This is a genomic window from Schumannella luteola, from assembly GCF_013408685.1.
Classification (GTDB): Bacteria; Actinomycetota; Actinomycetes; order Actinomycetales; family Microbacteriaceae; genus Schumannella; species Schumannella luteola.
On sequence record NZ_JACBZY010000001.1, the window covers coordinates 3,386,551 to 3,408,533 of the forward strand.

At 71.5% G+C, this 21,983-nt stretch carries 27 protein-coding genes and 1 tRNA gene; 15 read left to right on the top strand and 13 right to left on the bottom strand.

The genetic code is table 11. From position 1 onward, the window contains the following. Positions 1-76 precede the first annotated feature (76 nt). Positions 77-931: an SDR family oxidoreductase gene (locus BJ979_RS15480; RefSeq protein ID WP_179569270.1), complete on the bottom strand. Its 855-nt coding sequence runs from the start codon at positions 929-931 to the stop codon at positions 77-79. Positions 932-1,045: 114 nt separating this feature from the next. On the opposite strand from BJ979_RS15480, the gene BJ979_RS15485 reads away from it, so the two are divergent. Next, positions 1,046-1,417: a winged helix-turn-helix transcriptional regulator gene (locus tag BJ979_RS15485; RefSeq protein ID WP_179569272.1), complete on the top strand. Its 372-nt coding sequence runs from the start codon at positions 1,046-1,048 to the stop codon at positions 1,415-1,417. 106 nt (positions 1,418-1,523) lie between these two features. Continuing rightward, positions 1,524-3,185, top strand: a complete 1,662-nt coding sequence (locus tag BJ979_RS15490; RefSeq protein WP_179569274.1) for an FAD-binding dehydrogenase — start codon at positions 1,524-1,526, stop codon at positions 3,183-3,185. A 30-nt stretch (positions 3,186-3,215) separates the two neighbouring features. Here BJ979_RS15490 and BJ979_RS15495 read toward each other — a convergent pair whose 3' ends face one another. Further along, complete coding sequence (locus BJ979_RS15495; RefSeq protein ID WP_179569276.1) at positions 3,216-3,905, bottom strand: DUF8185 domain-containing protein; 690 nt, start codon at positions 3,903-3,905, stop codon at positions 3,216-3,218. 20 nt (positions 3,906-3,925) lie between these two features. On the opposite strand from BJ979_RS15495, the gene BJ979_RS15500 reads away from it, so the two are divergent. After that, a complete protein-coding gene (locus tag BJ979_RS15500) occupies positions 3,926-4,846 on the top strand; it encodes an acyl-CoA thioesterase (protein WP_179569278.1) in 921 nt (306 codons plus the stop codon). Here the strand turns inward: BJ979_RS15500 and BJ979_RS15505 are convergent. Next, positions 4,843-5,451 carry a TetR/AcrR family transcriptional regulator gene (locus BJ979_RS15505; RefSeq protein WP_179569280.1) on the bottom strand — a complete coding sequence of 203 codons (609 nt, stop codon included), beginning with the start codon at positions 5,449-5,451 and terminating at the stop codon, positions 4,843-4,845. The genes BJ979_RS15500 and BJ979_RS15505 overlap by 4 nt on opposite strands. Positions 5,452-5,708: 257 nt before the next feature. Between BJ979_RS15505 and BJ979_RS15510 the strand changes: the two genes are divergently transcribed. From BJ979_RS15510 to BJ979_RS15520, 3 genes are all read left to right on the top strand, one after another. Continuing rightward, positions 5,709-6,311, top strand: a complete 603-nt coding sequence (locus tag BJ979_RS15510; RefSeq protein WP_179569282.1) for a DUF6230 family protein — start codon at positions 5,709-5,711, stop codon at positions 6,309-6,311. A gap of 116 nt (positions 6,312-6,427) precedes the next feature. Next, positions 6,428-7,120 (top strand): DUF6114 domain-containing protein, encoded by a 693-nt coding sequence (locus BJ979_RS17755; protein ID WP_246286787.1) that lies wholly within the window; start codon positions 6,428-6,430, stop codon positions 7,118-7,120. After that, a complete protein-coding gene (locus tag BJ979_RS15520) occupies positions 7,120-7,902 on the top strand; it encodes a hypothetical protein (protein ID WP_179569284.1) in 783 nt (260 codons plus the stop codon). The genes BJ979_RS17755 and BJ979_RS15520 overlap by 1 nt, the downstream gene beginning before the upstream one ends. Before the next feature lie 112 nt (positions 7,903-8,014). Here the strand turns inward: BJ979_RS15520 and BJ979_RS15525 are convergent, their stop codons facing one another. The 5 genes from BJ979_RS15525 to BJ979_RS15545 form a co-directional block, all read right to left on the bottom strand. After that, a complete protein-coding gene (locus BJ979_RS15525; RefSeq protein ID WP_179569286.1) occupies positions 8,015-8,494 on the bottom strand; it encodes an acyl-CoA thioesterase in 480 nt (159 codons plus the stop codon). Between the two features lie 94 nt (positions 8,495-8,588). After that, the gene (gene ettA / locus BJ979_RS15530) at positions 8,589-10,271 is read right to left on the bottom strand and encodes an energy-dependent translational throttle protein EttA (protein WP_179569288.1); all 1,683 of its coding nucleotides are present in this window, start codon (positions 10,269-10,271) and stop codon (positions 8,589-8,591) included. A 100-nt stretch (positions 10,272-10,371) separates the two neighbouring features. Continuing rightward, positions 10,372-10,860: a DUF6993 domain-containing protein gene (locus BJ979_RS15535; protein ID WP_246286789.1), complete on the bottom strand. Its 489-nt coding sequence runs from the start codon at positions 10,858-10,860 to the stop codon at positions 10,372-10,374. Between the two features lie 73 nt (positions 10,861-10,933). Next, complete coding sequence (locus tag BJ979_RS15540) at positions 10,934-11,464, bottom strand: single-stranded DNA-binding protein (RefSeq protein WP_179569290.1); 531 nt, start codon at positions 11,462-11,464, stop codon at positions 10,934-10,936. 223 nt (positions 11,465-11,687) lie between these two features. Beyond that, positions 11,688-11,900 (bottom strand): methyltransferase, encoded by a 213-nt coding sequence (locus BJ979_RS15545; RefSeq protein WP_179569292.1) that lies wholly within the window; start codon positions 11,898-11,900, stop codon positions 11,688-11,690. Between the two features lie 252 nt (positions 11,901-12,152). Between BJ979_RS15545 and BJ979_RS15550 the strand changes: the two genes are divergently transcribed. Beyond that, positions 12,153-13,370, top strand: coding sequence for a glycoside hydrolase family 3 N-terminal domain-containing protein (locus BJ979_RS15550; RefSeq protein ID WP_246286791.1), 1,218 nt, complete (start codon positions 12,153-12,155; stop codon positions 13,368-13,370). Positions 13,371-13,445: 75 nt separating this feature from the next. Here BJ979_RS15550 and msrA read toward each other — a convergent pair whose 3' ends face one another. Further along, entirely contained in the window at positions 13,446-13,973 is a 528-nt protein-coding gene (gene msrA / locus BJ979_RS15555) for a peptide-methionine (S)-S-oxide reductase MsrA (RefSeq protein ID WP_179569294.1), read from the bottom strand. A 150-nt stretch (positions 13,974-14,123) separates the two neighbouring features. Here msrA and BJ979_RS15560 point away from each other — a divergent pair, with 150 nt between their 5' ends. After that, positions 14,124-15,128 carry an aldo/keto reductase gene (locus BJ979_RS15560; protein WP_179569296.1) on the top strand — a complete coding sequence of 335 codons (1,005 nt, stop codon included), beginning with the start codon at positions 14,124-14,126 and terminating at the stop codon, positions 15,126-15,128. A 49-nt stretch (positions 15,129-15,177) separates the two neighbouring features. On the opposite strand, the gene BJ979_RS15565 is transcribed toward BJ979_RS15560, so the two are convergent. Further along, the gene (locus BJ979_RS15565) at positions 15,178-15,711 is read right to left on the bottom strand and encodes a hypothetical protein (protein ID WP_343046734.1); all 534 of its coding nucleotides are present in this window, start codon (positions 15,709-15,711) and stop codon (positions 15,178-15,180) included. 134 nt (positions 15,712-15,845) lie between these two features. Between BJ979_RS15565 and BJ979_RS15570 the strand changes: the two genes are divergently transcribed. Together BJ979_RS15570 and BJ979_RS15575 are read left to right on the top strand one after the other, a co-directional pair. Further along, on the top strand, positions 15,846-16,100 hold the full coding sequence (locus tag BJ979_RS15570; protein WP_179569298.1) for a hypothetical protein: 255 nt from the start codon (positions 15,846-15,848) through the stop codon (positions 16,098-16,100). 65 nt (positions 16,101-16,165) lie between these two features. After that, positions 16,166-16,969, top strand: coding sequence for a hypothetical protein (locus BJ979_RS15575; protein WP_179569300.1), 804 nt, complete (start codon positions 16,166-16,168; stop codon positions 16,967-16,969). A gap of 97 nt (positions 16,970-17,066) precedes the next feature. Here BJ979_RS15575 and BJ979_RS15580 read toward each other — a convergent pair whose 3' ends face one another. After that, positions 17,067-17,894: an SDR family NAD(P)-dependent oxidoreductase gene (locus BJ979_RS15580; RefSeq protein ID WP_179569302.1), complete on the bottom strand. Its 828-nt coding sequence runs from the start codon at positions 17,892-17,894 to the stop codon at positions 17,067-17,069. Between the two features lie 138 nt (positions 17,895-18,032). Between BJ979_RS15580 and BJ979_RS15585 the strand changes: the two genes are divergently transcribed. Next, positions 18,033-18,108: transfer RNA gene (locus tag BJ979_RS15585), tRNA-Arg, on the top strand. A gap of 32 nt (positions 18,109-18,140) precedes the next feature. Then, a complete protein-coding gene (locus BJ979_RS15590; RefSeq protein WP_179569304.1) occupies positions 18,141-18,866 on the top strand; it encodes a Pr6Pr family membrane protein in 726 nt (241 codons plus the stop codon). On the opposite strand, the gene BJ979_RS15595 is transcribed toward BJ979_RS15590, so the two are convergent. Together BJ979_RS15595 and BJ979_RS15600 are read right to left on the bottom strand one after the other, a co-directional pair. After that, on the bottom strand, positions 18,829-19,089 hold the full coding sequence (locus BJ979_RS15595) for a thioredoxin family protein (RefSeq protein ID WP_179569306.1): 261 nt from the start codon (positions 19,087-19,089) through the stop codon (positions 18,829-18,831). The two genes, BJ979_RS15590 and BJ979_RS15595, sit on opposite strands and share 38 nt — an antisense overlap. A 40-nt stretch (positions 19,090-19,129) precedes the next feature. Continuing rightward, a complete protein-coding gene (locus BJ979_RS15600; RefSeq protein ID WP_179569308.1) occupies positions 19,130-19,354 on the bottom strand; it encodes an SCO4848 family membrane protein in 225 nt (74 codons plus the stop codon). Between the two features lie 81 nt (positions 19,355-19,435). Between BJ979_RS15600 and BJ979_RS15605 the strand changes: the two genes are divergently transcribed. From BJ979_RS15605 to orn, 3 genes are all read left to right on the top strand, one after another. After that, a complete protein-coding gene (locus tag BJ979_RS15605; RefSeq protein ID WP_179569310.1) occupies positions 19,436-19,873 on the top strand; it encodes a MarR family transcriptional regulator in 438 nt (145 codons plus the stop codon). Next, the gene (locus BJ979_RS15610; protein WP_179569312.1) at positions 19,870-21,165 is read left to right on the top strand and encodes an MFS transporter; all 1,296 of its coding nucleotides are present in this window, start codon (positions 19,870-19,872) and stop codon (positions 21,163-21,165) included. The genes BJ979_RS15605 and BJ979_RS15610 overlap by 4 nt, the downstream gene beginning before the upstream one ends. A 186-nt stretch (positions 21,166-21,351) precedes the next feature. Continuing rightward, a complete protein-coding gene (orn, locus tag BJ979_RS15615) occupies positions 21,352-21,972 on the top strand; it encodes an oligoribonuclease (protein ID WP_343046735.1) in 621 nt (206 codons plus the stop codon). Positions 21,973-21,983 lie beyond the last annotated feature (11 nt).

Sequence of the window (21,983 nt, forward strand, 5' to 3'; positions counted from 1 at the left end):
GATGCGCCCCGCCGACGGGCGGAGCGCATCCCCTTCACTGTGCCGGGCCGGGCCCGGTGGAGCCGGCCCGGTCCGATCAGGCCAGGTCGGCGCGGAGTCCGTCGACGAGCGGGGTCGTCGGGCGGCCGATGAGGCCCGAGAGCACGTTGCTCGCCTCGGCGAGGGCGCCCTCGGCGATGTTCGCGTCGAGCGCCGAGACGAAGCCCGCGGTGCCCTCGTCGAGCCCGAAGCCGGTGAGCGCGGCGACGTGCGCGGCGGTGTCGAGGTTCTGGTACTCGACCGGACGCCCCGTGATCTCGGAGATCGCGGCGGCGAGGCCGGCGTAGTCCCAGGCGGTGTCGCCGGCGAGCTCGTAGGTCTGGCCGATGTGACCCTCGGTGGTGAGCACGGCGGCGGCGCCCTCGGCGTAGTCCGCACGGCTGGCGCTGGCGACGCGGCCGGTGCCGGCGCTGCCGATCAGCACGCCCGACTCGGCGGCGCCCGCCACCTGGCCGGTGTAGTTCTCGTGGTACCAGTTGTTGCGCAGCACGGTCGCGGGAACGCCCGAGGCGACGATGAGCTCTTCGGTGGCCTTGTGCTCGGGGGCGAGGATGAGGGTGCTCGAGTCGGCGTGCGGGGCGCTCGTGTAGACGAGCTGGCTGACGCCGGCGGCCTTCGCCGCGTCGATGACGGCCTGGTGCTGGGGAACGCGCTTGCCCGGCTCGCTGGCCGAGACGAGCAGCACCTTGTCGGCGCCGGCGACGGCGGCCGTGACGGTCTCGGGGCGGTCGTAGTCGAGCTCGACGGCGTTCACGCCGAGGGCGACGAGGTCGTCGACCTTCGACAGGGTGCGCGCGCCGATGCGGATGTCGGCGGGCGCGACGCCGCGGGCGATGAGCGACTTCACGGCGAGACGGCCGAGGTGTCCGGCGGCGGTGACGAGGATGGTCATGGTGCGTGTCCTTTCGGGGAGCTTCCGCGTGTTCGCGTTTCCGTGGATGACCAACGGGGCGGATGCCGACATACTTCCCGAAAGAAGGTACCCACTTTCAGGTAAGGTACCCGCATGGTGGTAAGTCTTGAGTCTTTGCGGGCGTCACAGTCCGACATCTTCACGGCCGGATGCCCCACGCGCGACGTTCTCGACCACGTGACCAGCAAGTGGGGCGTGCTCGTGCTGCTCGCCCTCGGCGGCGGCACGCTGCGCTGGGGCGAGCTGCGCCGCGCGGTCGACGGCATCAGCGAGAAGATGCTCGCCTCGACGCTGCGCACCCTCGAACGCGACGGCTTCGTCGAGCGCGACGCGCATCCGACGATCCCCCCGCGCGTCGACTACAGCCTCACTCCCCTGGGCACCGAGCTGCTCGAGCACCTCGAGCCCTTCGTGCAGTGGGTGGCCGCCCGCGCCGAGGGGATCATGGCGCCGCAACGCCCCTGAGCCCGCGCCGACTCCCGCACCCACGGCATCCAGACCCCTCTCGCTAGGCTCGTCTGCGCCGCTCGCTCCCCCGAGAGCGGCACCCGACACCCTGCGGGAGGCGGACATGCCCCAGAACTCCGACGCGATCGTGATCGGCGCCGGCCTCGCCGGCCTGGTCGCCGCGAGCGAGCTGCTCGATGCCGGCCGCACGGTCGTGATCCTCGATCAGGAGCCCGAGCAGAGCCTCGGCGGGCAGGCCTGGTGGTCGTTCGGCGGGCTGTTCCTGGTCGATTCGCCCGAGCAGCGCCGCCTGGGCGTGCACGACAGCCTCGAGCTGGCCCGGCAGGACTGGTTCGGCAGCGCCGAGTTCGACCGCGATGAGGACGACTGGGCCGAGCAGTGGGCCGAGGCCTACCTGCGCTTCGCGGCCGGCGAGAAGCGCGAGTGGCTGCGCGAGAAGGGCGTGCGCTTCTTCCCGGTGGTCGGCTGGGCCGAGCGCGGCGGCTACACGGCGACAGGGCACGGCAACTCGGTCCCCCGCTTCCACATCACCTGGGGCACCGGTCCCGGCGTCGTCGAGCCCTTCCTCTCGCGGGTGCGCCGCGGTGTCGCGGAGGGCCGCGCCGAGCTGCGCTTCCGTCACCGCGTCGACGAGCTGATCGTGCGCGACGGCGCCGTCGTGGGCGCCTCCGGAACCCTGCTCGCCCCCGACGCCGCCGAGCGCGGCGCCGCGAGCAACCGGGATGCGGTGGGCGACTTCGCGCTCGAGGCGAGCGCCGTGATCGTGGCCGCCGGCGGCATCGGCGGCGACCCGGAGCTCGTGCGCGCGGCCTGGCCCGACTGGCTCGGCGAGGCGCCCGCGGCCGAGAACCTGCTCGCGGGCGTGCCCGCGCACGTCGACGGCCGGATGCTGGACATCAGCGCCGACGCCGGGGCCCGCCTGGTCAACACCGACCGGATGTGGCACTACGTCGAGGGCGTCGCGAACCACTCGCCGGTGTGGCAGCGGCACGGCATCCGCATCCTCCCCGGACCGTCGAGCGTCTGGCTCGACGCGACCGGCGCGCGCCTTCCGGTGCCGCTCTTCCCTGGCTTCGACACGCTCGGCACGCTCGAGTGGCTGCGCAAGACCGGCCACGACCACAGCTGGTTCGTGACGACGCGCCAGGTGGCCGAGAAGGAGTTCGCGCTCTCGGGCAGCGAGCAGAACCCCGATCTGACCGACAAGCACGTGGGCGAGCTGCTGCGCCAGCGCCTCGGCAGCGGGGCGACCGATCCCGTCGAGAGGTTCCTGCACGACGGCGAGGACTTCCTCGTCGCCGACACCCTCGATGAGCTGCTCGACCGCATCGAGCAGGCCTCCCCCGAGGGCGTCTTCGATCCCGAGGCGGCCCGCGCCGAGCTGGGCGCGCGCGACCGCGAGCTCGACAACCGCTTCGGCAAGGACGCGCAGATCTCCGCCATCCGCGACGCCCGCCGCTACCTCGGCGACAAGCTCATCCGCGTCGCCAAGCCGCACCGGGTCACCGACCCCGCGAACGGCCCCCTCGTCGCGGTGCGCCTGCGCGTGCTGACCCGCAAGACGCTCGGCGGCATCCAGACCGACCTGCAGGCGCGGGCGCTGGATGCGGACGGCGCGCCGATCCCCGGCCTGTACGCGGTCGGCGAGGCAGCCGGCTTCGGCGGCGGCGGGATGCACGGCTACCGCTCGCTCGAGGGCACCTTCCTCGGCGGCTGCCTGTTCTCGGGGCGCGTCGCGGGGCGCGCGGTCGCGGCGTCGCTCTAGGTCAGCACAACTGGGGCGCGAGCGCGGACGTCAGCGCGCGAGCGTCCAGGGCTTGCGCTTGACGAGCACGTGGCCGCGCTTGGTGGTGAGACGCGTCCACGGGCCCGATTCGAACACGGCGACCTCGTCATCCCCCAGGAAGCCGAGGCTCAGCGCCGCGAATCCGGCGCCGGCGGGGATGTGGTCGAGCTCGTCGACGGGGCGGCTCCACACCTGCCCGCGCACCTTGCGCACGATCGTCTCGCCCACCGCCTCGGGCACGGCCTCGGCGACCTCGGCGATGCCCGCCTCCGCCGCCTGCTTCAGCAGCGCGGCGTCGAGCGTGCCACTGCGCACCCAGCCGCCGCGCGGTGGCGAGATCGCGGCCCAGGTGACGGTGTGCACCTCGATCGGCGTGGAGACATCTACCGGCGCCGCGAAGTGGTCGGGGTCGCGGCGCTCGAGCTCGCTGGCCGAGCGCTCGAGGCGCTGCAGCAGCGAGCGCACGGGCACGACCACGTCGAAGGGCTCCGTGTCGGTGAGCGCATAGGTGCGCAGCCCCAGCACGGTCGGCGCCTCGTCGAGCAGGCCGATCGGATAGAGCACCGCGGCGTAGGCGGCGAGAACCCCGCCGCCGGCGATGAGGCGCACGGAGCCTTCCTCGACACGGGCGGCGCGGCCGGCGAAGCTGCGCAGGTCTTCGAGCGAGAGGGGGTCGGAGAGGGTGAATGGCTTGCTCATCTGCTCCTAAACTACAAGCCATGAGCGACCCTCTGTCGGGCTTCCTGCGGGCGATCGACCTGACCGACACCGGGGCGCGCACCTCGGAGGACATCTTCACCGGTCCGAGCCAGTGGATGCCCCAGGGTCGCGTCTTCGGCGGACAGGTGCTCGCGCAGTCGATCACCGCCGCGATGCGCACGGTCGCCGACGACCGGCTCGCGCATTCGATGCACGGCTACTTCCTGCGCCCCGGCGACATCGAGCAGCCGATCACCTTCTCGGTCGACCGCATCCACGACGGCCGCTCCTTCTCGACGCGGCGCACGCAGGCCTACCAGGACGGCCTGCCGATCCTGTCGATGATCGCGTCGTTCCAGGACGTGGATGAGGGCCTCGACCACCAGCACCCGATCGACCTCTCCGCCTATCCGGATCCGGACTCGCTGCCGACGACCGCCGAGGCGCTGGCCGGGCTCGATCATCCGATCGCGAAGTTCTGGGGCGAGCAGCGGCCCTTCGACATCCGTCACGTCGAGACACCCGTCTACCTGCGCGCCGACGCGCCGCACCAGGCGACGCAGGCGGTGTGGATGCGCGCGATCGGCGCACTGCCCGACGACCCGAAGCTGCACCAGGCCGCCCTCGCCTACGCGAGCGACTACACGATCCTCGAGCCGACGCTGCGCGCGCACGGCATCCCCTGGGTCACGCCCGGGCTCAAGATGGCGAGCCTCGACCATGCGATGTGGTGGCACCGCCCGGCCCGCGCCGACGAGTGGCTGCTCTACACGCAGGAGTCGACGAACGCGGTCGGCGGGCGCGGACTGTCGACCGCGCGCATCTACGACCGGGGCGGGCGGCTCGTCGCGAGCGTGACCCAGGAGGGGATGATCCGGGTTCCGCGCGGCGATGCGCCGGAGGGGGATCTCGGGCCGCTGTCGCGCGGGCAGGTCACCTAGGCGGAATCCGCGCCGTCGGCATCGATCGACGCCGCCACCGCGAGAGCGCTGCGCGACAGGAACCCGACGATCTCGTCGGCGGGCAGCTCGTGCTCGAGCACGCTCTCGACCAGCACCTCCTCGGCGAAGGCCACCCAGGATCGCAGCGCGATGCGCAGCAGCGGGGAATCGGGCGAGCCGAGCTCGAGAGCGACGGCGGTGACGCGGTCGGCCTGCTCGCGCCGTGCCTCCTCGACGACCCGGCGCACCTCCGCGTCGGCCGACGCGACGCCGCGCACGAGCGAGTAGAACGTGCCGCGATGCTGCTCGACGAACTCGACGATGCGGCGCAGGGTGTCGTCGAGCCGCTCCTGAGCGGCCAGCTCGGCGATCGGCTCGGTCGCGCGCAGCATGCTGTCGCGGGCGGTGCGCACGAGCTCGCGGCGCAGGCCCGCCTGCGAGCCGAAGTAGTGGAAGACGAGAGCGCGCGAGACCCCGGCGGCGCGGGAGAGGAACTCGATCGTGACGGTGTCGAGGGGATGCTCGGCGAGGGCCGCGACGCCCGCGGCGACGAGCTGAGAACGGCGGTCCTCCGGCGAGAGACGGGTCCTCCGCTCGGCCGACATGAGCACAGCTTAACCATCCGATCCCAGCGCGTGCCGAGTCACGCATCCCCTCGACCGCCCGTCATCAGTGCTACGGCTGTCTATTGACAGTCCGTCAATAAGGCGTATCGTGGCCGACCGACGACGCCGGGTCACCGGCGCCGGGCGACCAGAACGGGTTTCGGAAACCGCGTCATAGCCGACGTGATCTCCGGTCTCCCCTACGGATCGATCCGGCGCCCGCGGGCTCCGGCACCACCGTGGATCAAGGAGGATTCATGCCGTTCCGTCCCTCACTGCGCAAGATCGTGCGCAGTCACGCCGGGCGCATCGCCCTCGTCTCGGTTCCCGTCGGACTCGTGGCCGCCGTCACCCTCGGCGGCGTCGCCCAGGGTGCCGTGCCCGTCTCCTTCGCGATCTCGGGCAGCCAGTTCAAGATCAGCTCCAGCCAGCTCGAGGGCACCGGCTTCTCGCAGTACGCCGGCACCACCAAGGACACCGAAGGCAAAGAGCACCCGGTCGCGATCGCCAACATCAAGAAGGCGACCCTCGCGAACCTCTGCCAGTCGGTCTCGACCGAGACCCCGCTCGGCAAGGTCGGCATGCGCATCACGGCCGGCGGCGGCGACACGCCCGCCAGCGCGACCGACCTGCAGATCGGCATGACCGACCTCAAGGGCGACACCAGCTTCGGCAACGTGCGCATCGGCGTCGACGCCTCGCAGGTCAACACCGACAAGAAGGGCAGCGCCGGCGACTTCGCGCAGGACAGCGACACGATCTCGATCACGAACCTGCAGCAGGTCTCCTGGACGACTCAGGCCAGCGTCTTCACCCTGACCGGGATGCACGTCGAGCTCAGCGACGAGGAGTGCTTCTGAGCCGGTGAGCTCTGCGGCGTGACGGCGGGCGGCATCCGACGATCGCCCCCACCGAGCGCATTGCGAATCCCGACGCGACGCTCCCGACCCGACACCCCTGACGATCGGACGAGACGATGACCATGATCCGCCCCTCACGACACGACGACGAGCCGGCCGACGACGGCCTGACCGGTTCCGGTGACGACGGCGCGATCGAGACCACGGCGCACGCGGGTGGGGTGCCCGATCGCGCCGGGGACGAGGACGCCGCATTCGGGTCGGCGCCCTCGAGCGCGGCGGCCGGAGACGGCCCCGCCGCGGGTGACGACGTCGGGGGCGACGTCGAGCCTGCGGAGGGGAGCGTCGTTCAGAGCTCCGGCCGCCGCGCGGTTTTCCGGGCCTGGCGGTCGCGCCGACCCTTCCTGGGCACGATCCTCACGATGCTCGGCGGCGTCGAGCTGTTCTTCTCCGGCCAGCTCGACCTGGGCCGCATCCACGTCTCCCTCGGCATCGAGGGGCTGCAGGCGACCGTGATCCCGCTCGCGCTCGTGCTGCTCGGCGTGCTCACGCTGCTCATGCCCGCTCACCGCATCTTCTACGGCGTGATCGGGCTCGCTCTCGCGCTGTACTCGATCGTCGGCGTGAACCTCGGCGGCTTCCTTGTCGGAATGCTGCTCGCGGTCGTCGGCGGCATCATGACGGTCGCCTGGTCGCCGAAGGACGCGCAGCGCAAGGCCGCGGCGAAGCGGGCGCGGCGTGCACGATCGGCTGCGGCGCAGACGGCTGCGGATGCGGCGGGCGATTCCGCCGACGAGGCGTCGGTCTGATGCGCCCGGCTCCCTCGCGCCGCGGCGCCGTGCGACGCGGCGGACTGCTCGGCCTCGTCGCGCTGGCGGCGACCGCGCTGCTCGGCATCGGCGCGGCGCCGCTGCCGGCGCCCGCCTCGGCGCCGAACGGAACCGCCCCCGCCGCATTCTGCATCCCGATCCTCATGGACTGCTCGGGAGGCGGGTCGGGTTCCGGTGGTGGCGGCTCGACGCCCTCGCCCAGCCCGTCGCCGGGCAGCCCGATCCCGGGAGTGCCGATCCCCGGGCTTCCCGGCGCCGGCAGCGGCGGCTCAGGCAGTGGGAGCGGCGCGACGCCGGGCACCCCGACTCCCCCGCCCGCACCCGCCGACGCGATCGCGGATCCGGATGCGCCCGTGATGACCCTCCCGGCCGCACAGCTCGAGGGCTCGTCGCTGTCGTTCACCGGTCTCAAGGGGCTCAGTCTCGTGACCGTGCCGCTCGCCGACGGCACGCGGACTCCCGTTCTCAAGCTCGAGGTCGACTCGATCGCGATCGACGACTTCGTGCTGGATGTGCGCCACGAGGCCGGCGGCGACGCGCTCGTCACCAAGGCCGGCCGGATGGAGCTGCACGGTCACGTGGTGGTCTATCTCGACTCGGTCAGCGCGACCGGACCGAACGGGGTCGGTCTGAGCCTGGGCGCCCAGACGCCGCTGCCCGGCGACGAGCTGCCGCCGAAGCTGCTGCAGGTGTCGCTCGGACTCGTCGGCGTGACGGGCGATCGCATCAGCTTCACGCCGGTGCACCAGTACTTCGGCTGACTCGCTCCTCGGCTGATCCGGCCGAGGCGAGAAGGGCGTGACCCCGCACACCTGCGGGGTCACGCCCTTCTGCTGTGGTGCGTGCTGATGCGCGGCTGCGGGCTCCGCTCGCTCAGCGCCGGCGGAACTCGATCGGCGCCTCGAGGTAGGGCGCCCAGGCCTCGCGCTCGGCGTCGGTGATGCGCCGTGGGCGACCGGAGGTCGCATCCACCAGCACGATCGTCGTGGCGGCCTTGGCGTAGAGCAGCGGCTCGTCGCCCTCGGGCGAGCGCACCTCGTAGCAGACCTCGAGGCTGGCGCCGCCGAGGTGGCCGAGCCAGAGCTGCACGTCGAGCGGACGACGCAGGTACGGGATCGGGGCGAGGTACTCGACCTCCTGCCGGCCGATGAGCGTCATGGTCGCGGCGCCGGGACTGCCGTCGAGGATCGCGGTCGTGCCGCCGACCGCTGATTCGGCGCCCGCGGCGTCGGTGGCCCAGAAGGCCTGGATGCGCGCCTCCTCGAGAAGCACGAGCATGGCCGCGTTGTTGACGTGGCCGTAGGCGTCGAGGTCGTTCCAGCGCAGCCGGATCGGCACGTGCAGACGGGTCATGGCGGGCTTCCCTTCTCGGGCGGATGGCAGTGAGCGGGTGGTGGCACGCGGAGACGACGAAGCGGAGGCCCGGTCGGGCCTCCGCTTCGGTCGATCAGCTGCGGGTCAGCTTGCGGTGCACCGAGCGGTGCGGGGCCGCGGCGTCCGGGCCGAGTCGCTCGATCTTGTTCGACTCGTAGGCCTCGAAGTTGCCCTCGAACCAGTACCAGTTCGACGGGTTCTCGTCGGTGCCCTCGTAGGCGAGGATGTGCGTCGCGATCCGGTCGAGGAACCACCGGTCGTGGGTGATGACCACGGCGCAGCCGGGGAACTCGAGCAGCGCGTTCTCGAGCGACTGCAGGGTCTCGACGTCGAGGTCGTTGGTGGGCTCGTCGAGCAGCAGCAGGTTGCCGCCCTCCTTGAGCGTCAGCGCCAGGTTGAGACGGTTGCGCTCACCACCGGAGAGCACGCCGGCTTTCTTCTGCTGGTCCGGCCCCTTGAAGCCGAACTTCGAGACGTAGGCGCGGCTGGGGATCTCGGTCTTGCCGACCGTGATGATGTCGAGGCCGTCGGAGACGACCTCCCACAGCGTCTTCTCCGGGTCGATGTTCGCGCGGCTCTGGTCGACGTAGCTGATCTTGACGGTCTCGCCGACCTTGAGGTCGCCGCCGTCGAGCGGCTCGAGCCCGACGATCGTCTTGAACAGGGTCGTCTTTCCGACGCCGTTCGGCCCGATGACGCCGACGATGCCGTTCGGAGGCAGCGAGAACGAGAGGCCGTCGATCAGCTGACCGCGCTCCTCGAAGCCCTTCTGCAGCTTCTTCGCCTCGATCACGACGCTGCCCAGGCGCGGGCCCGGCGGGATCGAGATCTCTTCGAAGTCGAGCTTGCGCGTACGCTCCGCCTCGGCGGCCATCTCCTCGTAGCGCGCGAGGCGCGCCTTCGACTTGGTCTGGCGGCCCTTGGCGCTCGAACGCACCCAGTCGAGCTCGTCGGCGAGGCGCTTGGCGAGCTTCGCATCCTTCTTGCCCTGCACCTCGAGGCGCTGGGCCTTCTTCTCGAGGTAGGTCGAGTAGTTGCCCTCGTAGGGGTAGAGGTGCCCGCGGTCGACCTCGGCGATCCACTCCGCGACGTTGTCGAGGAAGTACCGGTCGTGGGTGATCGCGATGACGGCGCCCTTGTACGAGCTGAGGTGCTGCTCGAGCCAGAGCACGCTCTCGGCGTCGAGGTGGTTGGTGGGCTCGTCGAGCAGCAGCAGGTCGGGCTTCTGCAGCAGCAGCTTCGCGAGCGCGACGCGGCGCTTCTCTCCACCGGAGAGCGGCGCGATCGCGGCGTCGCCGGGGGGCGTGCGCAGCGCATCCATCGCCTGCTCGAGCTGGGAGTCGAGGTCCCAGCCGTCGGCGGCGTCGATCTCCTCCTGCAGGGTGCCCATCTCGGCGAGCAGCGCGTCGAAGTCGGCGTCGGGCTCGGCCATGAGTGCCGAGATCTCGTTGAAGCGGTCGAGCTTGGCCTTGATGGCCACGCCGTCCTGGATGTTCTCCAGCACGGTCTTGGTCTCGTCGAGCACCGGCTCCTGCATGAGGATGCCGACGCTGTAGCCGGGGCTGAGGCGCGCCTCGCCGTTGGAGGGCTGGTCGAGCCCGGCCATGATCTTGAGGATGGTCGACTTGCCGGCGCCGTTGGGGCCGACCATGCCGATCTTCGCTCCGGGATAGAACGACATGGTGACGTCGTCGAGGATCAGCTTCTCGCCGACCTTCTTGCGGGCGCGCACCATGGAGTAGATGAATTCGGCCATGTTCCGATCCTAGTTTCGCGTGGAGTGGTGGGCTGACCGGATCGGGCCGCGCTCAGGCTCAGCGACGCGCGCCGCCGCGGTCAGCGGGGGCGGTGCCGGACTACCAGTCGATGGGGCGGGTGGCGCCGATGAGGCACTTGCCCGTGTCCATCGCCAGGGCGGTGGTCGAGTGGTAGCCGATGTTGCCGTACTGCCCGATGAGGCAGGTCGTGCCGAGCTTGACCGAGAACTGGATGTTGTCGGCCTTGAGTCCGACCGCCGTGGTGTCGGCGGTGACCTCCATGGCGGCCTTGTCGAAGCCGGCCTTGACGAGCGTGTCGATGAAGGTGCGGCCGCCGAGGTCGCCGCCGGCGGCGACGAGCTTCTCGTTGACGGAGTCGAAGTAGGCCTTGTTGTCGTCCGCGTCGCCGGTGGGGTCGAGCTTCGGCGCCGCCGGAGCGGACGACGAGGAACTCGGCTTAGGCGAGGTGCTGGGCTGGGGCGTACTCGGCGTGCACCCGGTCAGCAGCAGCACGGCCAGGGCCGCAGCCGCTCCGCCGGATCCGATCGCGATGCCGACGCTGCGGCGCGCGGTGGCGGTGTGCGGCATGGTCCCCCGTCTCGTCGTGCGCCCGCTCGGGCGCGGGCCGCGACGAGTCTACGTCGCACGAGCGGAGCGGACCTCAGAAGGGCGTCGGGATGGCCTCATCCAGCACGGCGGGTCGATCGGCGCCCGCTCCCGGGGCCGCCCAGCCGTCCGCATCCGCCCCGCCGGCGCTGAGCTCCGGCTGCCCGGCCGCACCGTCGTGGTCCGCGACCGCGTCGCCGCTCTCGGCGTCGCGTCCCTTCGACGAGCTGCGGATGACGCGCGAGTAGACGCTCGTGCCCCAGCTGAGGTCGTGCCCCACGGCGTCGGCCTCGACGTCGATCGTGATGCCCGAGCGGTCGTCTTTCGTCCACTCCTTCAGTCGGATGCGGCCGGTGACGACGACCCGGTCGCCCTGCTTGACCGAGTGGTGCACGTTGCCGGCGAGGTGGCGGAAGGAGCTGATCGTGTACCAGTTCGTGTCGCCGTCGATCCAGCGGCGCTCCACTCTGTCGAAGCGCCGATGGGTCGAGACGAGGCGGAAGGTGGTGATCTCGAGCCCGTCGCCGGTGACGACGTGGCGCGGCTCCGTTCCGACGAGCCCGGTGAGCGTGATGGTGTCCGACATGGTGGCCTCCTGGTCTCCGGCGCGAGCGGCGGGCCGCACCGGGCGGGACCGCCGGCGATGCGGTCGGATGCCGGGCCCGCTCGTGCCGGGAAGGAGCCCGGCATCCGATGCCCACCACAGTGACCGGGAACAGCACGACGCCGACCGGTGCGGATCGCATCCGTGGATGGATCGCGCCGATCGGCGTCTGGGGAGGAGAGGCGCGAGACGCCTCTCCGAGAGCTCAGTGCTCGTGGAACTCCGGCCAGTCGGAGCCGGGCGTCATCGCCGCGTGCAGGGCTCCCTTGGCCACGTTGAGGCTGGGGTAGACCCCGCGATACCGGCCGTCGCTCACCATCTTGACGACGAATCCGTCATCGGTGCGGTGGATCGAGCCGACCGCTCCTGCGGGGCCGAAAGCCACCCAGGTCTGCCGGGTCATGGTCGGTGTGCTCATCTCGTGCTCCTTCGCCGTCGTGACGGTCTGCACGGTCGCCGGAACTCGGACTCCGGCGTCCTGTGCCGGGCACACTACGCCTGCGCGCGCCGGGAAGACAGAGGCGCGGCCCGGAGCGGAGGGGATGCCCAGGCCCGGATGCGGACCACACCCGGGACGAGCGCGCGGCGCCGCGCGAGCCCACGCGAGCCCGCGCGGATTCCGACGCGGCTCCCTCGGCGGATGTCGGCCCGGCGGGGCATCATGGTCGCGATGCTCCCCCGACGTCACGCTCGTCCCCGCCGCCTCCGCAGCCCTCGCCGACTGTCCCGGTCACGCCGGATCCTTGCCGCGACGCTGGTCGTCGCCGCCGCGGCGGCGCTGACGGCGTGCGCCCCGACGGCGCCGACGCCGAAGCCCTCAACGAGCGGCGGCGCCGCGCATCCCTCCCCCTCGGCGACGCCCGACCCGATCGCCGGGCTCAGCGTGCAGCAGAAGGTCGGCCTGCTCTTCATCGTCGGAACGCCCGCGACGAGCGCCGACCCGGCCACGATCGACGCGGTGACGAACCGCGGCGTGCGGGGCGTGTTCCTCGCCGGGCGCTCCCGCGCCGGGACGCAGGCGACCGCCCAGCTCGTCACGCAGTTCACCGGCATCGCGCCGACGGCCGGCACCGCCGCGGCCGATGTGACGCTGACGGTCGCGACCGACCAGGAGGGCGGGCAGGTGCAGGTGCTGCGCGGGCCGGGCTTCAGCGACATCCCCTCGGCGCTCGACCAGGGCGGCATCGATCCGGCGACGCTGAAGGGCTCCGCCGCGACCTGGGCCGCCGAGCTGCGCAGCGCCGGCGTGACGATGAACCTCGGCCCCGTCGCCGACCTCGTCGGGTCCCCGGCCGAGGCGCGCGGCAATCCGCCGATCGGCGGCTACGACCGCCAGTTCGGCTACGACCGCGACACGATCGTCGCGCACGCCGGGGCGGTCGCCGAGGGGATGCGGGGAGCAGGCGTCGCCCCGGTGCTCAAGCACTTCCCCGGGCTCGGCCATGTGACGGCGAACACCGACACCGCGAAGAACGTGGTCGATCAGGCGGTCACCGCCGACTCCGTCGACGTCGACGTCTTCCGCCGGCTGCTGCCCTCGACCGACGCAGTGATGATGTCGAACGCGGTCTACGCGAGCATCGATCCGAGCGCCCCCGCCGTCTTCTCGCCCATCGTGGTGACCCAGCTGCTGCGGCAGCAGCTCGGCTTCCGCGGCCTCATCGTCACCGACGACCTCTCGGCCACGGCACAGCTGAAGGCCTGGGCGCCCGGCGATCGGGCCGTGCTCGCGGTGGCGGCGGGATGCGACCAGCTGCTGGTCTCGGCCGATGCGAGCGTGGCCGCATCCATGATCGACGCCGTCGTGGCGCGCGCCCAGAGCGACCCGGACTTCGCGAAGAAGGTGGATGCGGCGGCCCGCCGGGTCGTGACGGACCGCCGCGGCTGAGTCAGCCCGCGAGCTGCACTCGCGGGCGACGACTCAGACCGGGTGAGTCAGCTCGCCAGGCTCAGCTCGCGAGGCTCAACTCGCCAGAACGTACTGCGCGTAGCTCTTGCGCACCTTGTTGACCTTGGGCAGCGCGACCGCGAGGCAGTAGCCCTGGCCCGGGTTCTTGGCGAAGAAGTCCTGGTGGTACTCCTCTGCGCGCCAGTAGACCCCGAGCGGCTCGATCGTGGTGACGATGTCGCCCTCCCAGATCTCGGCCGCGCGGTCGCGAGCGGCCTCGAACTCGGCCTTCTGCTGCTCGTCGGCGTAGAACATGGCCGAGCGGTACTGGGTGCCCACGTCGTTGCCCTGACGGTTCAGCTGACGCGGGTCGTGCAGGGTGAAGAAGACGTCGAGGATGACCGACTCGGGGATCACCGTCTCGTCGAAGGTGACGGCGACCGCCTCGGCGTGGCCGGTCAGTCCGGTGCAGACGGCTTCGTAGCTGGGCTCGGCGGTGGCTCCACCGGTGTAGCCCGACACGACATCCTTCACGCCCTGGAGCGTGCGGTAGACGGCGTCGAGACACCAGAAGCATCCGCCGGCGACGACGAAAGTGCGCATGTGATGAACCTGCTTTCCGTGGATCGGGGAGGTTTCGCTGTCTGCAACGCCCCGCCACCCCATCCTGTTCCACCGCGCGGCGCTCAGCGACATCGTCCATCTGGTGCGCAGCCCGGCGGTCGGCCCCGCGCTGTCGATAGCGTCGACGCCATGAGCTATCTCGCCGCTGAGAACCGCTACGACAACCTCGACTACGCGCGCTCGGGGCGCAGCGGGCTGAAGCTCCCGCGCGTCTCGCTGGGCCTCTGGAACAACTTCGGCGCCGACCGCCCCCTCGAGACGCAGCGCGCGATCGTGCGCCGGGCCTTCGACCTCGGCATCACCCACTTCGACCTGGCGAACAACTACGGCCCGCCTCCCGGATCGGCGGAGTCGAACTTCGGCCGCATCTTCGCCGACGACCTGCGCGCCTACCGGGACGAGATCCTCATCTCGTCGAAGGCCGGCTACCTCATGTGGGACGGCCCCTACGGCGAATGGGGCTCGCGCAAGAACCTGCTCGCCTCACTCGATCAGTCGCTCGGCCGCCTCGGTGTCGACTACGTCGACGTCTTCTATTCGCATCGCCCCGATCCTGAGACGCCGATCGAGGAGACGATGGGCGCGCTCGCGCACGCCGTGCGGCAGGGGAAGGCGCTCTACGCGGGCGTCTCGAACTACTCGCCCGAGCAGACTCGCGCTGCGGCCGCGGCGCTGGCGGCGGAGGGCGTTCCGCTGACGATCCACCAGCCGCGCTACAACATGTTCGACCGCGCGCCGGAGAACGGGCTCTGGGATGCGCTGGCCGAGCTCGGCGCCGGGGCGATCGTCTACTCGCCGCTCGCCCAGGGCCTGCTGACCGCGCGCTACCTCGACGGCATCCCCGCCGGATCGCGCGCGAGCGAGGGGCGCTGGATCAGCGAGAGCAACATCTCGGAGACCTACCTCGAGAGGGCTCGCGGTCTGAACGCGATCGCCGAGCAGCGCGGGCAGACCCTGGCGCAGCTCGCCATCGCCTGGGTGCTGCGGCAGCCGCAGGTGACGAGCGCGCTCGTCGGCGCCTCGAGCGTCGCCCAGCTCGAGGACACGCTGCGCTCGCTCGAGAACACCGAGATCAGCGCCGAGGAGCTCGCGCGCATCGAGGAGTTCGCGGTCGACGGCACCGGGCGCGGCTGAGCGGAATCCGACCGGGCCGGCTCGCGCCGCGAGCCGGCCCGGTCGCGGGTCAAGCCTGCCGGCGACGGGCGATCTGGTCGGCGATCCACTGCACCTCAGCCGGGTCGGCGTCACGGGCGAGGGCGACGTAGTGGTCCTGCACCGCCGGCCGGTACCGCACCGGCAGGGTCTGGCCCTCGACGAGACGCGTCAGCTCGGTGATGGTGAGCGTCTCGTCGGCGACTCCCCGGAACGTCAGTCCATCGGCGGTCTCCGTGTCGAAGATCAGCACCACGCGGGGGCTCCCCTCGTTGCTGACCTCGCGCCAGCCGACCAGCACCCCGAGCGCGAGCGATCCGCCGCGCAGCTCGGCGGTGCGCCGCCGCGCGGCACCGCTCAGCAGCGGGTTCGGGGCGATGCCCGGAAAGCTGGGACCGACGCCGAGCGACTCCGGGCTCAGATCGGGTCGCAGCTGCGCCAGCAGGTCTCCGAAGCCGGACCTCGGCCCCGGCTTCTTCGCGTTCTTCGCGTTCCTCGAGCCGAACATCGCCACCTCCCGGTCGTCACCGACGCCGATGCGGGATCCGCGTGCGGGCGCCGTCACCTCGACTCTACGACGACACCTCACTTCTCTGGTCTCGATCCGCGGCAGCCGACGGACACACGACCCGAGGGACCCCCGCGGCGATCGGCACCGTCACCCCTCGCGATGTCGGTGGTCGAACATAGCTTCGAAGCATGACGAAGCTCGGACTGCGTCCCACCCCCGCCTACCCCGTTCAGCGCGCCGGCGTGCAGGTCGTGCCGCTCGCGAACCTGCGCTGGCGCGTGACCCGTGGGCAGGGGCAGGTGCTCGGCTACGTCGACGAGGTCGAGGTGGCGGGCGCGCCGCGCTGGCAGAGCAAGCGGATGCGGCACGGCACCGCGCAGATGGTCGTGCTGGGCGAGTTCGACTCCCCCGGCGACGCCCTCGACATGGTGCGCTGGGTGTGAGCCGATCTGAGCGACGCGCGACCGCGCGCCCCGGCATCCTCTCCGGCTCGACGTAACCTGCGCGCATGCAGTGGTTCAACGACATCGTCGACTGGTTCGGCACGGCGCGGGGCCACGACCTGGTCTTCGGCGCGATCATCCCCTTCGTGGCGATCGTGATCGGCGCCATCATCGCCGCTCTCATCGGCCGCGGAGCCGTCAAGCGCCTCGTCGGCCAGCGCGACCGCGAGACCCGTGCGGCCGCCGTCGCCGCGCTCATCGCCGCGGGCCAGACCGCCGCGCGCTGGGACAGCCAGGCGCCGCAGACCCGCGAGCACTTCGCGACCCTCGCGGCCGCCGCCGACGTGCAGGTGCGCCTGCTGCCGCTGCCGGGCGCCGCCCTCGCCGCCGACTGGGCCGCGCACGAGCTCACCGACATGCGCACCAACTCGGTCAGCTACAGCTTCCAGGCCGACCAGACCCTCGCCGAGTACCGCGACCGCCTGATCGAGTGGCAGAACAAGCCGGGCCGCGCCCGCAAGCTCTTCGCCGCCGACCTCGACCGCTGGCGCTACGACGAGCCGCAGAAGGTCGACCCGGTCGTGCTGCAGCAGCAGGAGTGGGCCGAGAAGCAGTTCACCGCCGCGACGAGCGCCCAGCCCGAGAAGGCCGCCGAGCGCCCGCTCAGCACGCCGACCGCGGCGACGCCCGCGGCCGCCGACGCCGAGACCCGGTCCTACGCGCGTCCTGCTGCGGCCACGACCACGGCGCCAGCGGGCGACGCGGATGTCGAGACCCGCGCAGTCGAGACGACGACGGGAGAGGCCTCGGTCGCATCCGGTACCAGCAGCGCCGACGCCGAGTCGGAGAGCGCGACCCGCTCGCACTGACAGCGTCCCGCTTTCGCGCGGTCGCCCTGGCGGGCTGCGTCACGAGCACGACGCGACAGCGCCCCGGTCGCACACGCGGCCGGGGCGCTTCGTCGACTCAGGCGCGGTAGCGGCTCGCGACCTGCGGCGACTGGCCGCGGAACGCCGCCAGGTTCGCCGCCGACGCGGCGTCGAGCAGCGCGGCATCCTCGACGCCCGGCGCCGTGACGACCTCGCCGAGCTCGAGCCCGCGCAGGCTCGCGGCCGCGACATCCTCGGGCGACATGCGCGGCACCGCGCTGAGGTCCATGCCCTGCCGCTCGTGGAACTCCGTGGCGACGACGCCGGGGCAGAGCACCTGCACATGGATTCCCGACTCGCGCAGCTCGGCATCCAGCGTCTGCGACAGCGCGACCAGGTGCGCGTTCGCGCCGACGTAGACGGCACGGCGCAGCGGCACGTCCGCCAGCGGGGCCGAGCTGCTGTAGGCGAGCATGCCGGCGACGTTGATGATCGCGCCCGAGCCGCGTTCGAGCATGCCCGGCACGACCGCGCGCGCCAGCAGGGTCGGCGCGGTCACCTTGACCGCGAGCAGCTCATCGGCTTTCTCGGTCGGCAGCTCGGCGAAGGCGCCGTAGTGGGCGACCCCGGCGTTGTTGACCAGCAGCGCGACCTCGCGCTCGGCGAGCAGGCCGGCGAGACGGGCGGTGTCGGCGGCGTCGGACAGGTCGGCGACGACGACCTCGACCGCGACCGGCAGGCGCTCAGCGAGTTCGTCGAGGCGGGCGCGGTTGCGGCCCACCACGATCAGCTCTCGTCCCTCGGCGGCGAGCCGTTCGGCGAAGGCGCGGCCGATGCCCGACGAGGCCCCGGTCACGACGGCGACGCCCTCGGGGACGACGCCCGCTACGGAATCGGCGGACTCGGTGGTGGATGTGCTGCTCATGGCGTTCCTTCCTCGCGACGGCGCCCCGTTTCGGCGTCGTGAGTCCAGCATCCGCCCGCCGATCGCGACGCGACAGTCCGCCTCGACCCTGGGAGCGCGAGGACCAGGCAGGCGAACTCTAGAATCGTGATCGGCCTTCCCCCCGTAGCTCAGTGGATAGAGCATCCGGTTTCTACCCGGCTGGTCGGGAGTTCGAATCTCTCCGGGGGGGCCATCCGTTCCGACGATCAGCATCGAAGAAGATCTGTGACGAGAAACACCGTGACCGCAGCGCTGCGGATCCTGCTCGCCGTCGCCATGAGCGTCGCGACCGTGAAGTCGTACCTCGACGCGGCCGCCGACTGGGCGGCGAACGACTACCCCGACCGGCTCACGCTGAACGTGAACTTCGTCGCGTACTTCACGATCCAGTCGAATGTGCTCGGCGCCGTGGTGCTCGTGATCGCGGCGATCCTGCTGCTGCGGCGCGGCGGAGCCCGCGGCGGCGGCGCCGCCGGTGCCGAACCGTCCTGGCTCACGACGCTGCGACTCATCGTGCTGGTCGATATGACCATCACCGGCATCGTCTACAACGTGCTGCTGCGCGGGATCGCGGTGCACGGCGGCGGGTCGGGTCCCGACTGGCCGAGCGAGATCCACCACGTCGTCGCGCCGGCGCTGATCATCGTCGACTGGCTCGTCGGCCCGGGCCGCGGGCGGGTGCCGTGGAGCCGGCTGTGGCTCACGCTCATCCACCCGCTCGCCTGGGCGGCGGTCGCCCTGCTGCGCGGGCCGCTCGTCTACGACCAGACGCAGTCGCGCCAGAGCTGGTATCCCTACCCGTTCCTCGATCCGGCCCTGTCGCCGACGGGATACGCATCGGTGTGGATCTACGTCGTCGGGATCGCGCTGCTGTTCGCGGTCGTAGCCGCGCTCGGGATCCTGGTGACGCGGATCAGACGGCGCGGGCCAGCGCGACCATCAGCTGGTTGACCGAGGGAACGCCTTCGGCCCGGTAGACCTCGGCGCCGTCACTCGAGCGCACGATCATGGTCGGCGTCGAGCCGATGCGGTCGGCGTCGGCGGCGTCGGGATGCTGCGCCACGTTCCGCTCGACGATCTCGAGCTGCGGCAGCAGCTTGCCGGCTTCGTCGAGCACGCCCCGCGCCGCCGCGCACGGGGCGCAGAAGCTCGAGCTGTAGAAGTCGACGTGCATGAGTGCTGCAACCGCGCCGGCGTCCGGGGGATTCCGGATGTCAGCTCGCGAGCTGCACGACGAGCAGGATCGCGGCGACGACGCTGAGCACGGCGATCACGAGCGCGATCGCGATGAGGATGACGTGCACCTTGAGGAAGACGGTGGCGCGGCCGTTCTCATCGCGGGCGCGCGGGTCGTTCTTGATGCGCGGGTAGAAGCGCGGCCACGAGACCAGGTTGAACAGGGCGGTCAGCAACAGCACGGCGATGGCGAAGACGGTCACGCGTCCACCGTATCCGCGGCGCCGGGCCGACGAATCGAGATAGTTAGCAGAGTTATATAACTTGGGTATATAGTTTCCCGAGTGAACAGAACCGACACCATCTCGTCGCTCGTTCAGTCGGCGCACCGCCTCGGTCGCATCGCCGCCCTCGCCACCGGCAACACCGCCCCCGTCGCGCACTGGCGCACGCTCGCGGTGCTGGAGTCAGAGGGCCCCCTGCGCGTCGGAGAACTGGCCGCCGCCTGCCGAGTCACCCAGCCCGGAATGACCCGCCTGCTCGCCACCCTCGTCGAGGTCGAGCACGTCACCCGCGTCGCCGACACCGCCGACTCACGCGCCTGGCTCATCCAGCTCAGCCCGAAGGGACGCGCCGCCCTCGATGAGTGGCGCGGCGAGCTCGGAGAAGCCCTCACCCCGTGGTTCGACGGTCTCGACGACGCCGACTGGGCCGCCCTCGACCGGGCCGCCGCGATCCTCGCGAGCCGCACCACCGCATCCCCCGAGAAGGTCTCCGCATGACGAACGACACCCGCACCCCCGCCGCGAGCGGCCAGCACGGCGGCGCCTCGCACGGCAGCGCCGGCAAGCCCAGCATCCTCAAGCAGCCCAAGCAGGTCTGGGCGGTCGCCTTCGCCTGCGTCATCGCCTTCATGGGCATCGGACTGGTCGACCCGATCCTGCCGGCGATCGCCAAGGACCTGCGTGCCACCGAGACCCAGACGGAGCTGCTCTTCACGAGCTACCTGCTCATCACCGGCCTCGCGATGCTCATCACGAGCTTCATCTCGAGCCGCATCGGCGCCCGCGCGACCCTGCTGATCGGCCTCGGCCTGATCGTCGTCTTCGCGGCCCTCGCGGCGCTGAGCGGCAGCGTGGATGCGGTCATCGGCTTCCGCGCCGGCTGGGGTCTCGGCAACGCCCTCTTCATCTCGACGGCGCTCGCGACGATCGTCGGCGCGGCGAGCGGCGGCTCGAGCGCGGCGATCATCCTCTACGAGGCCGCCCTCGGCCTCGGCATCGCCGTCGGCCCGCTCGTCGGCGGCCTGCTCGGCTCGATCGCCTGGCAGGGTCCGTTCTTCGGCGTGGCCGTGCTCATGGCCATCGCCTTCATCGCGATCACCGTGCTGCTGGGCAAGGACGACAAGGCGACCCGCCAGCCGACGAAGCTCTCGGCCCCGCTGCGCGCGCTGCGCGATCCCGGCCTGCTGACCCTCGCGATCGCGGCGCTCTTCTACAACATCGGCTTCTTCACGCTGCTCGCCTGGACGCCGTTCGCGCTGCCGAAGACCTTCACCCCGCTTGATCTCGGCGTGACCTTCTTCGGCTGGGGCCTCGCGGTCGCCGTGTCGAGCGTCTGGCTCGCCCCGCTGCTCACGGCCCGCGTGCGGCGCACCACCGCCCTCGCGATCGCCCTGCCGCTGCTCGCGCTCACCCTGATCGTGGCCGGCGTCTTCGCCGCGGTCACCGCCGTGCTCGTCGTCTGCGTGATCGTCGGCGGCATCTTCCTCGGCGTGCTCAACACCGTGCTCACCGAGTCGGTCATGGAGGCCACCGACCTGCCGCGCTCCGTCGCGTCGTCGTCGTACTCGGCCGTGCGCTTCGTCGGCGGCGCGATCGCCCCGCCGCTCGCGGCCTTGATCAAGGCGCTCACCGGCAGCGTCGGCATCCCCTTCTTCGTCGGCGCCGTCTCGGTGCTCGTCGCGACCGTCGTCATCCTCGCCCGCCGCTCGGCGCTCGCCCGGGTCGACGGCGAGGCCGAGCCGCCGGCGATCACCGAGGCCGACGCGATCGGTCTCGGCGACGCGGCCTGACCCGAAGCCCTGGCGAGGGGTGGATGCGCGGCTCGCGAGGTCGCGCGTCCACCCCTCCGCGGTGCTGCCGCAGCAGGTGCTGGGGCGTCCTCGTCGCGATCCCTCCCCCACGCCCTCGCGACGGATCCGCCCCCAGACCGGAGGGCGTCCGGTCACGCACATCCCCTGATCGCTAAGGTGAACCCCGTGCCTCACGCGGATGTACTGGTCTGGATCGACTGCGAGATGACGGGACTCGACCTCGAGGTCGATGAGCTCGTCGAGGTCGCGGTCGTCGTCACCGACTACGACCTCAAGCCCCTCGACGGCGGCTTCAGCGTCGTCATCAAGCCCGATCAGTCGGCTCTCGACAACATGGGCGACTTCGTGCGCGACATGCACACGACGAGCGGACTGATCGAGGAGATCCCGAACGGCGTCTCGCTCGCCGACGCCGAGTACCAGGTGCTCGAGTACATCCTGAAGTTCGCACCCGAGAACCGCACGGCACCGCTGGCCGGCAACACGATCGGTACCGACCGCTCGTTCCTCGCGAAGTACATGCCGCGGGTCGACAACCACCTGCACTACCGCAGCGTCGACGTCTCGAGCATCAAGGAGCTCTCGCGCCGCTGGTTCCCCCGGGCCTACTTCCAGTCCCCCACCAAGAACGGCGGACACCGGGCACTCGCCGACATCCTCGAGTCGATCCGCGAGCTCGAGTACTACCGCCGGGCGGTCTTCGTGGGCGACCCCGGGCCGACCAGCGACGAGGCCAAAGCGGCCTCCGAGGCGGTCGTGTCACTCTGGGCCCCGCGTTTGTCGTAGTATCGTCTGGT

Coding starts and splice junctions, on each gene's coding strand:
- BJ979_RS15485 (WP_179569272.1), top strand. CDS start 1,046: ATGGTGGTAAGTCTTGAGTCTTTGCGGGCGTCACAGTCCGACATCTTC.
- BJ979_RS15520 (WP_179569284.1), top strand. CDS start 7,120: ATGCGCCCGGCTCCCTCGCGCCGCGGCGCCGTGCGACGCGGCGGACTG.
- BJ979_RS15575 (WP_179569300.1), top strand. CDS start 16,166: ATGCAGTGGTTCAACGACATCGTCGACTGGTTCGGCACGGCGCGGGGC.
- BJ979_RS15580 (WP_179569302.1), bottom strand. CDS start 17,894: ATGAGCAGCACATCCACCACCGAGTCCGCCGATTCCGTAGCGGGCGTC.
- BJ979_RS15610 (WP_179569312.1), top strand. CDS start 19,870: ATGACGAACGACACCCGCACCCCCGCCGCGAGCGGCCAGCACGGCGGC.
- BJ979_RS15550 (WP_246286791.1), top strand. CDS start 12,153: ATGCTCCCCCGACGTCACGCTCGTCCCCGCCGCCTCCGCAGCCCTCGC.
- BJ979_RS15540 (WP_179569290.1), bottom strand. CDS start 11,464: ATGTCGGACACCATCACGCTCACCGGGCTCGTCGGAACGGAGCCGCGC.
- msrA (WP_179569294.1), bottom strand. CDS start 13,973: ATGCGCACTTTCGTCGTCGCCGGCGGATGCTTCTGGTGTCTCGACGCC.
- ettA (WP_179569288.1), bottom strand. CDS start 10,271: ATGGCCGAATTCATCTACTCCATGGTGCGCGCCCGCAAGAAGGTCGGC.
- BJ979_RS15510 (WP_179569282.1), top strand. CDS start 5,709: ATGCCGTTCCGTCCCTCACTGCGCAAGATCGTGCGCAGTCACGCCGGG.
- BJ979_RS15505 (WP_179569280.1), bottom strand. CDS start 5,451: ATGTCGGCCGAGCGGAGGACCCGTCTCTCGCCGGAGGACCGCCGTTCT.
- BJ979_RS15495 (WP_179569276.1), bottom strand. CDS start 3,905: ATGAGCAAGCCATTCACCCTCTCCGACCCCCTCTCGCTCGAAGACCTG.
- BJ979_RS15525 (WP_179569286.1), bottom strand. CDS start 8,494: ATGACCCGTCTGCACGTGCCGATCCGGCTGCGCTGGAACGACCTCGAC.
- BJ979_RS15570 (WP_179569298.1), top strand. CDS start 15,846: ATGACGAAGCTCGGACTGCGTCCCACCCCCGCCTACCCCGTTCAGCGC.
- BJ979_RS17755 (WP_246286787.1), top strand. CDS start 6,428: ATGACCATGATCCGCCCCTCACGACACGACGACGAGCCGGCCGACGAC.
- BJ979_RS15560 (WP_179569296.1), top strand. CDS start 14,124: ATGAGCTATCTCGCCGCTGAGAACCGCTACGACAACCTCGACTACGCG.
- BJ979_RS15595 (WP_179569306.1), bottom strand. CDS start 19,089: ATGCACGTCGACTTCTACAGCTCGAGCTTCTGCGCCCCGTGCGCGGCG.
- BJ979_RS15535 (WP_246286789.1), bottom strand. CDS start 10,860: ATGCCGCACACCGCCACCGCGCGCCGCAGCGTCGGCATCGCGATCGGA.
- BJ979_RS15545 (WP_179569292.1), bottom strand. CDS start 11,900: ATGAGCACACCGACCATGACCCGGCAGACCTGGGTGGCTTTCGGCCCC.
- BJ979_RS15480 (WP_179569270.1), bottom strand. CDS start 931: ATGACCATCCTCGTCACCGCCGCCGGACACCTCGGCCGTCTCGCCGTG.
- BJ979_RS15490 (WP_179569274.1), top strand. CDS start 1,524: ATGCCCCAGAACTCCGACGCGATCGTGATCGGCGCCGGCCTCGCCGGC.
- BJ979_RS15500 (WP_179569278.1), top strand. CDS start 3,926: ATGAGCGACCCTCTGTCGGGCTTCCTGCGGGCGATCGACCTGACCGAC.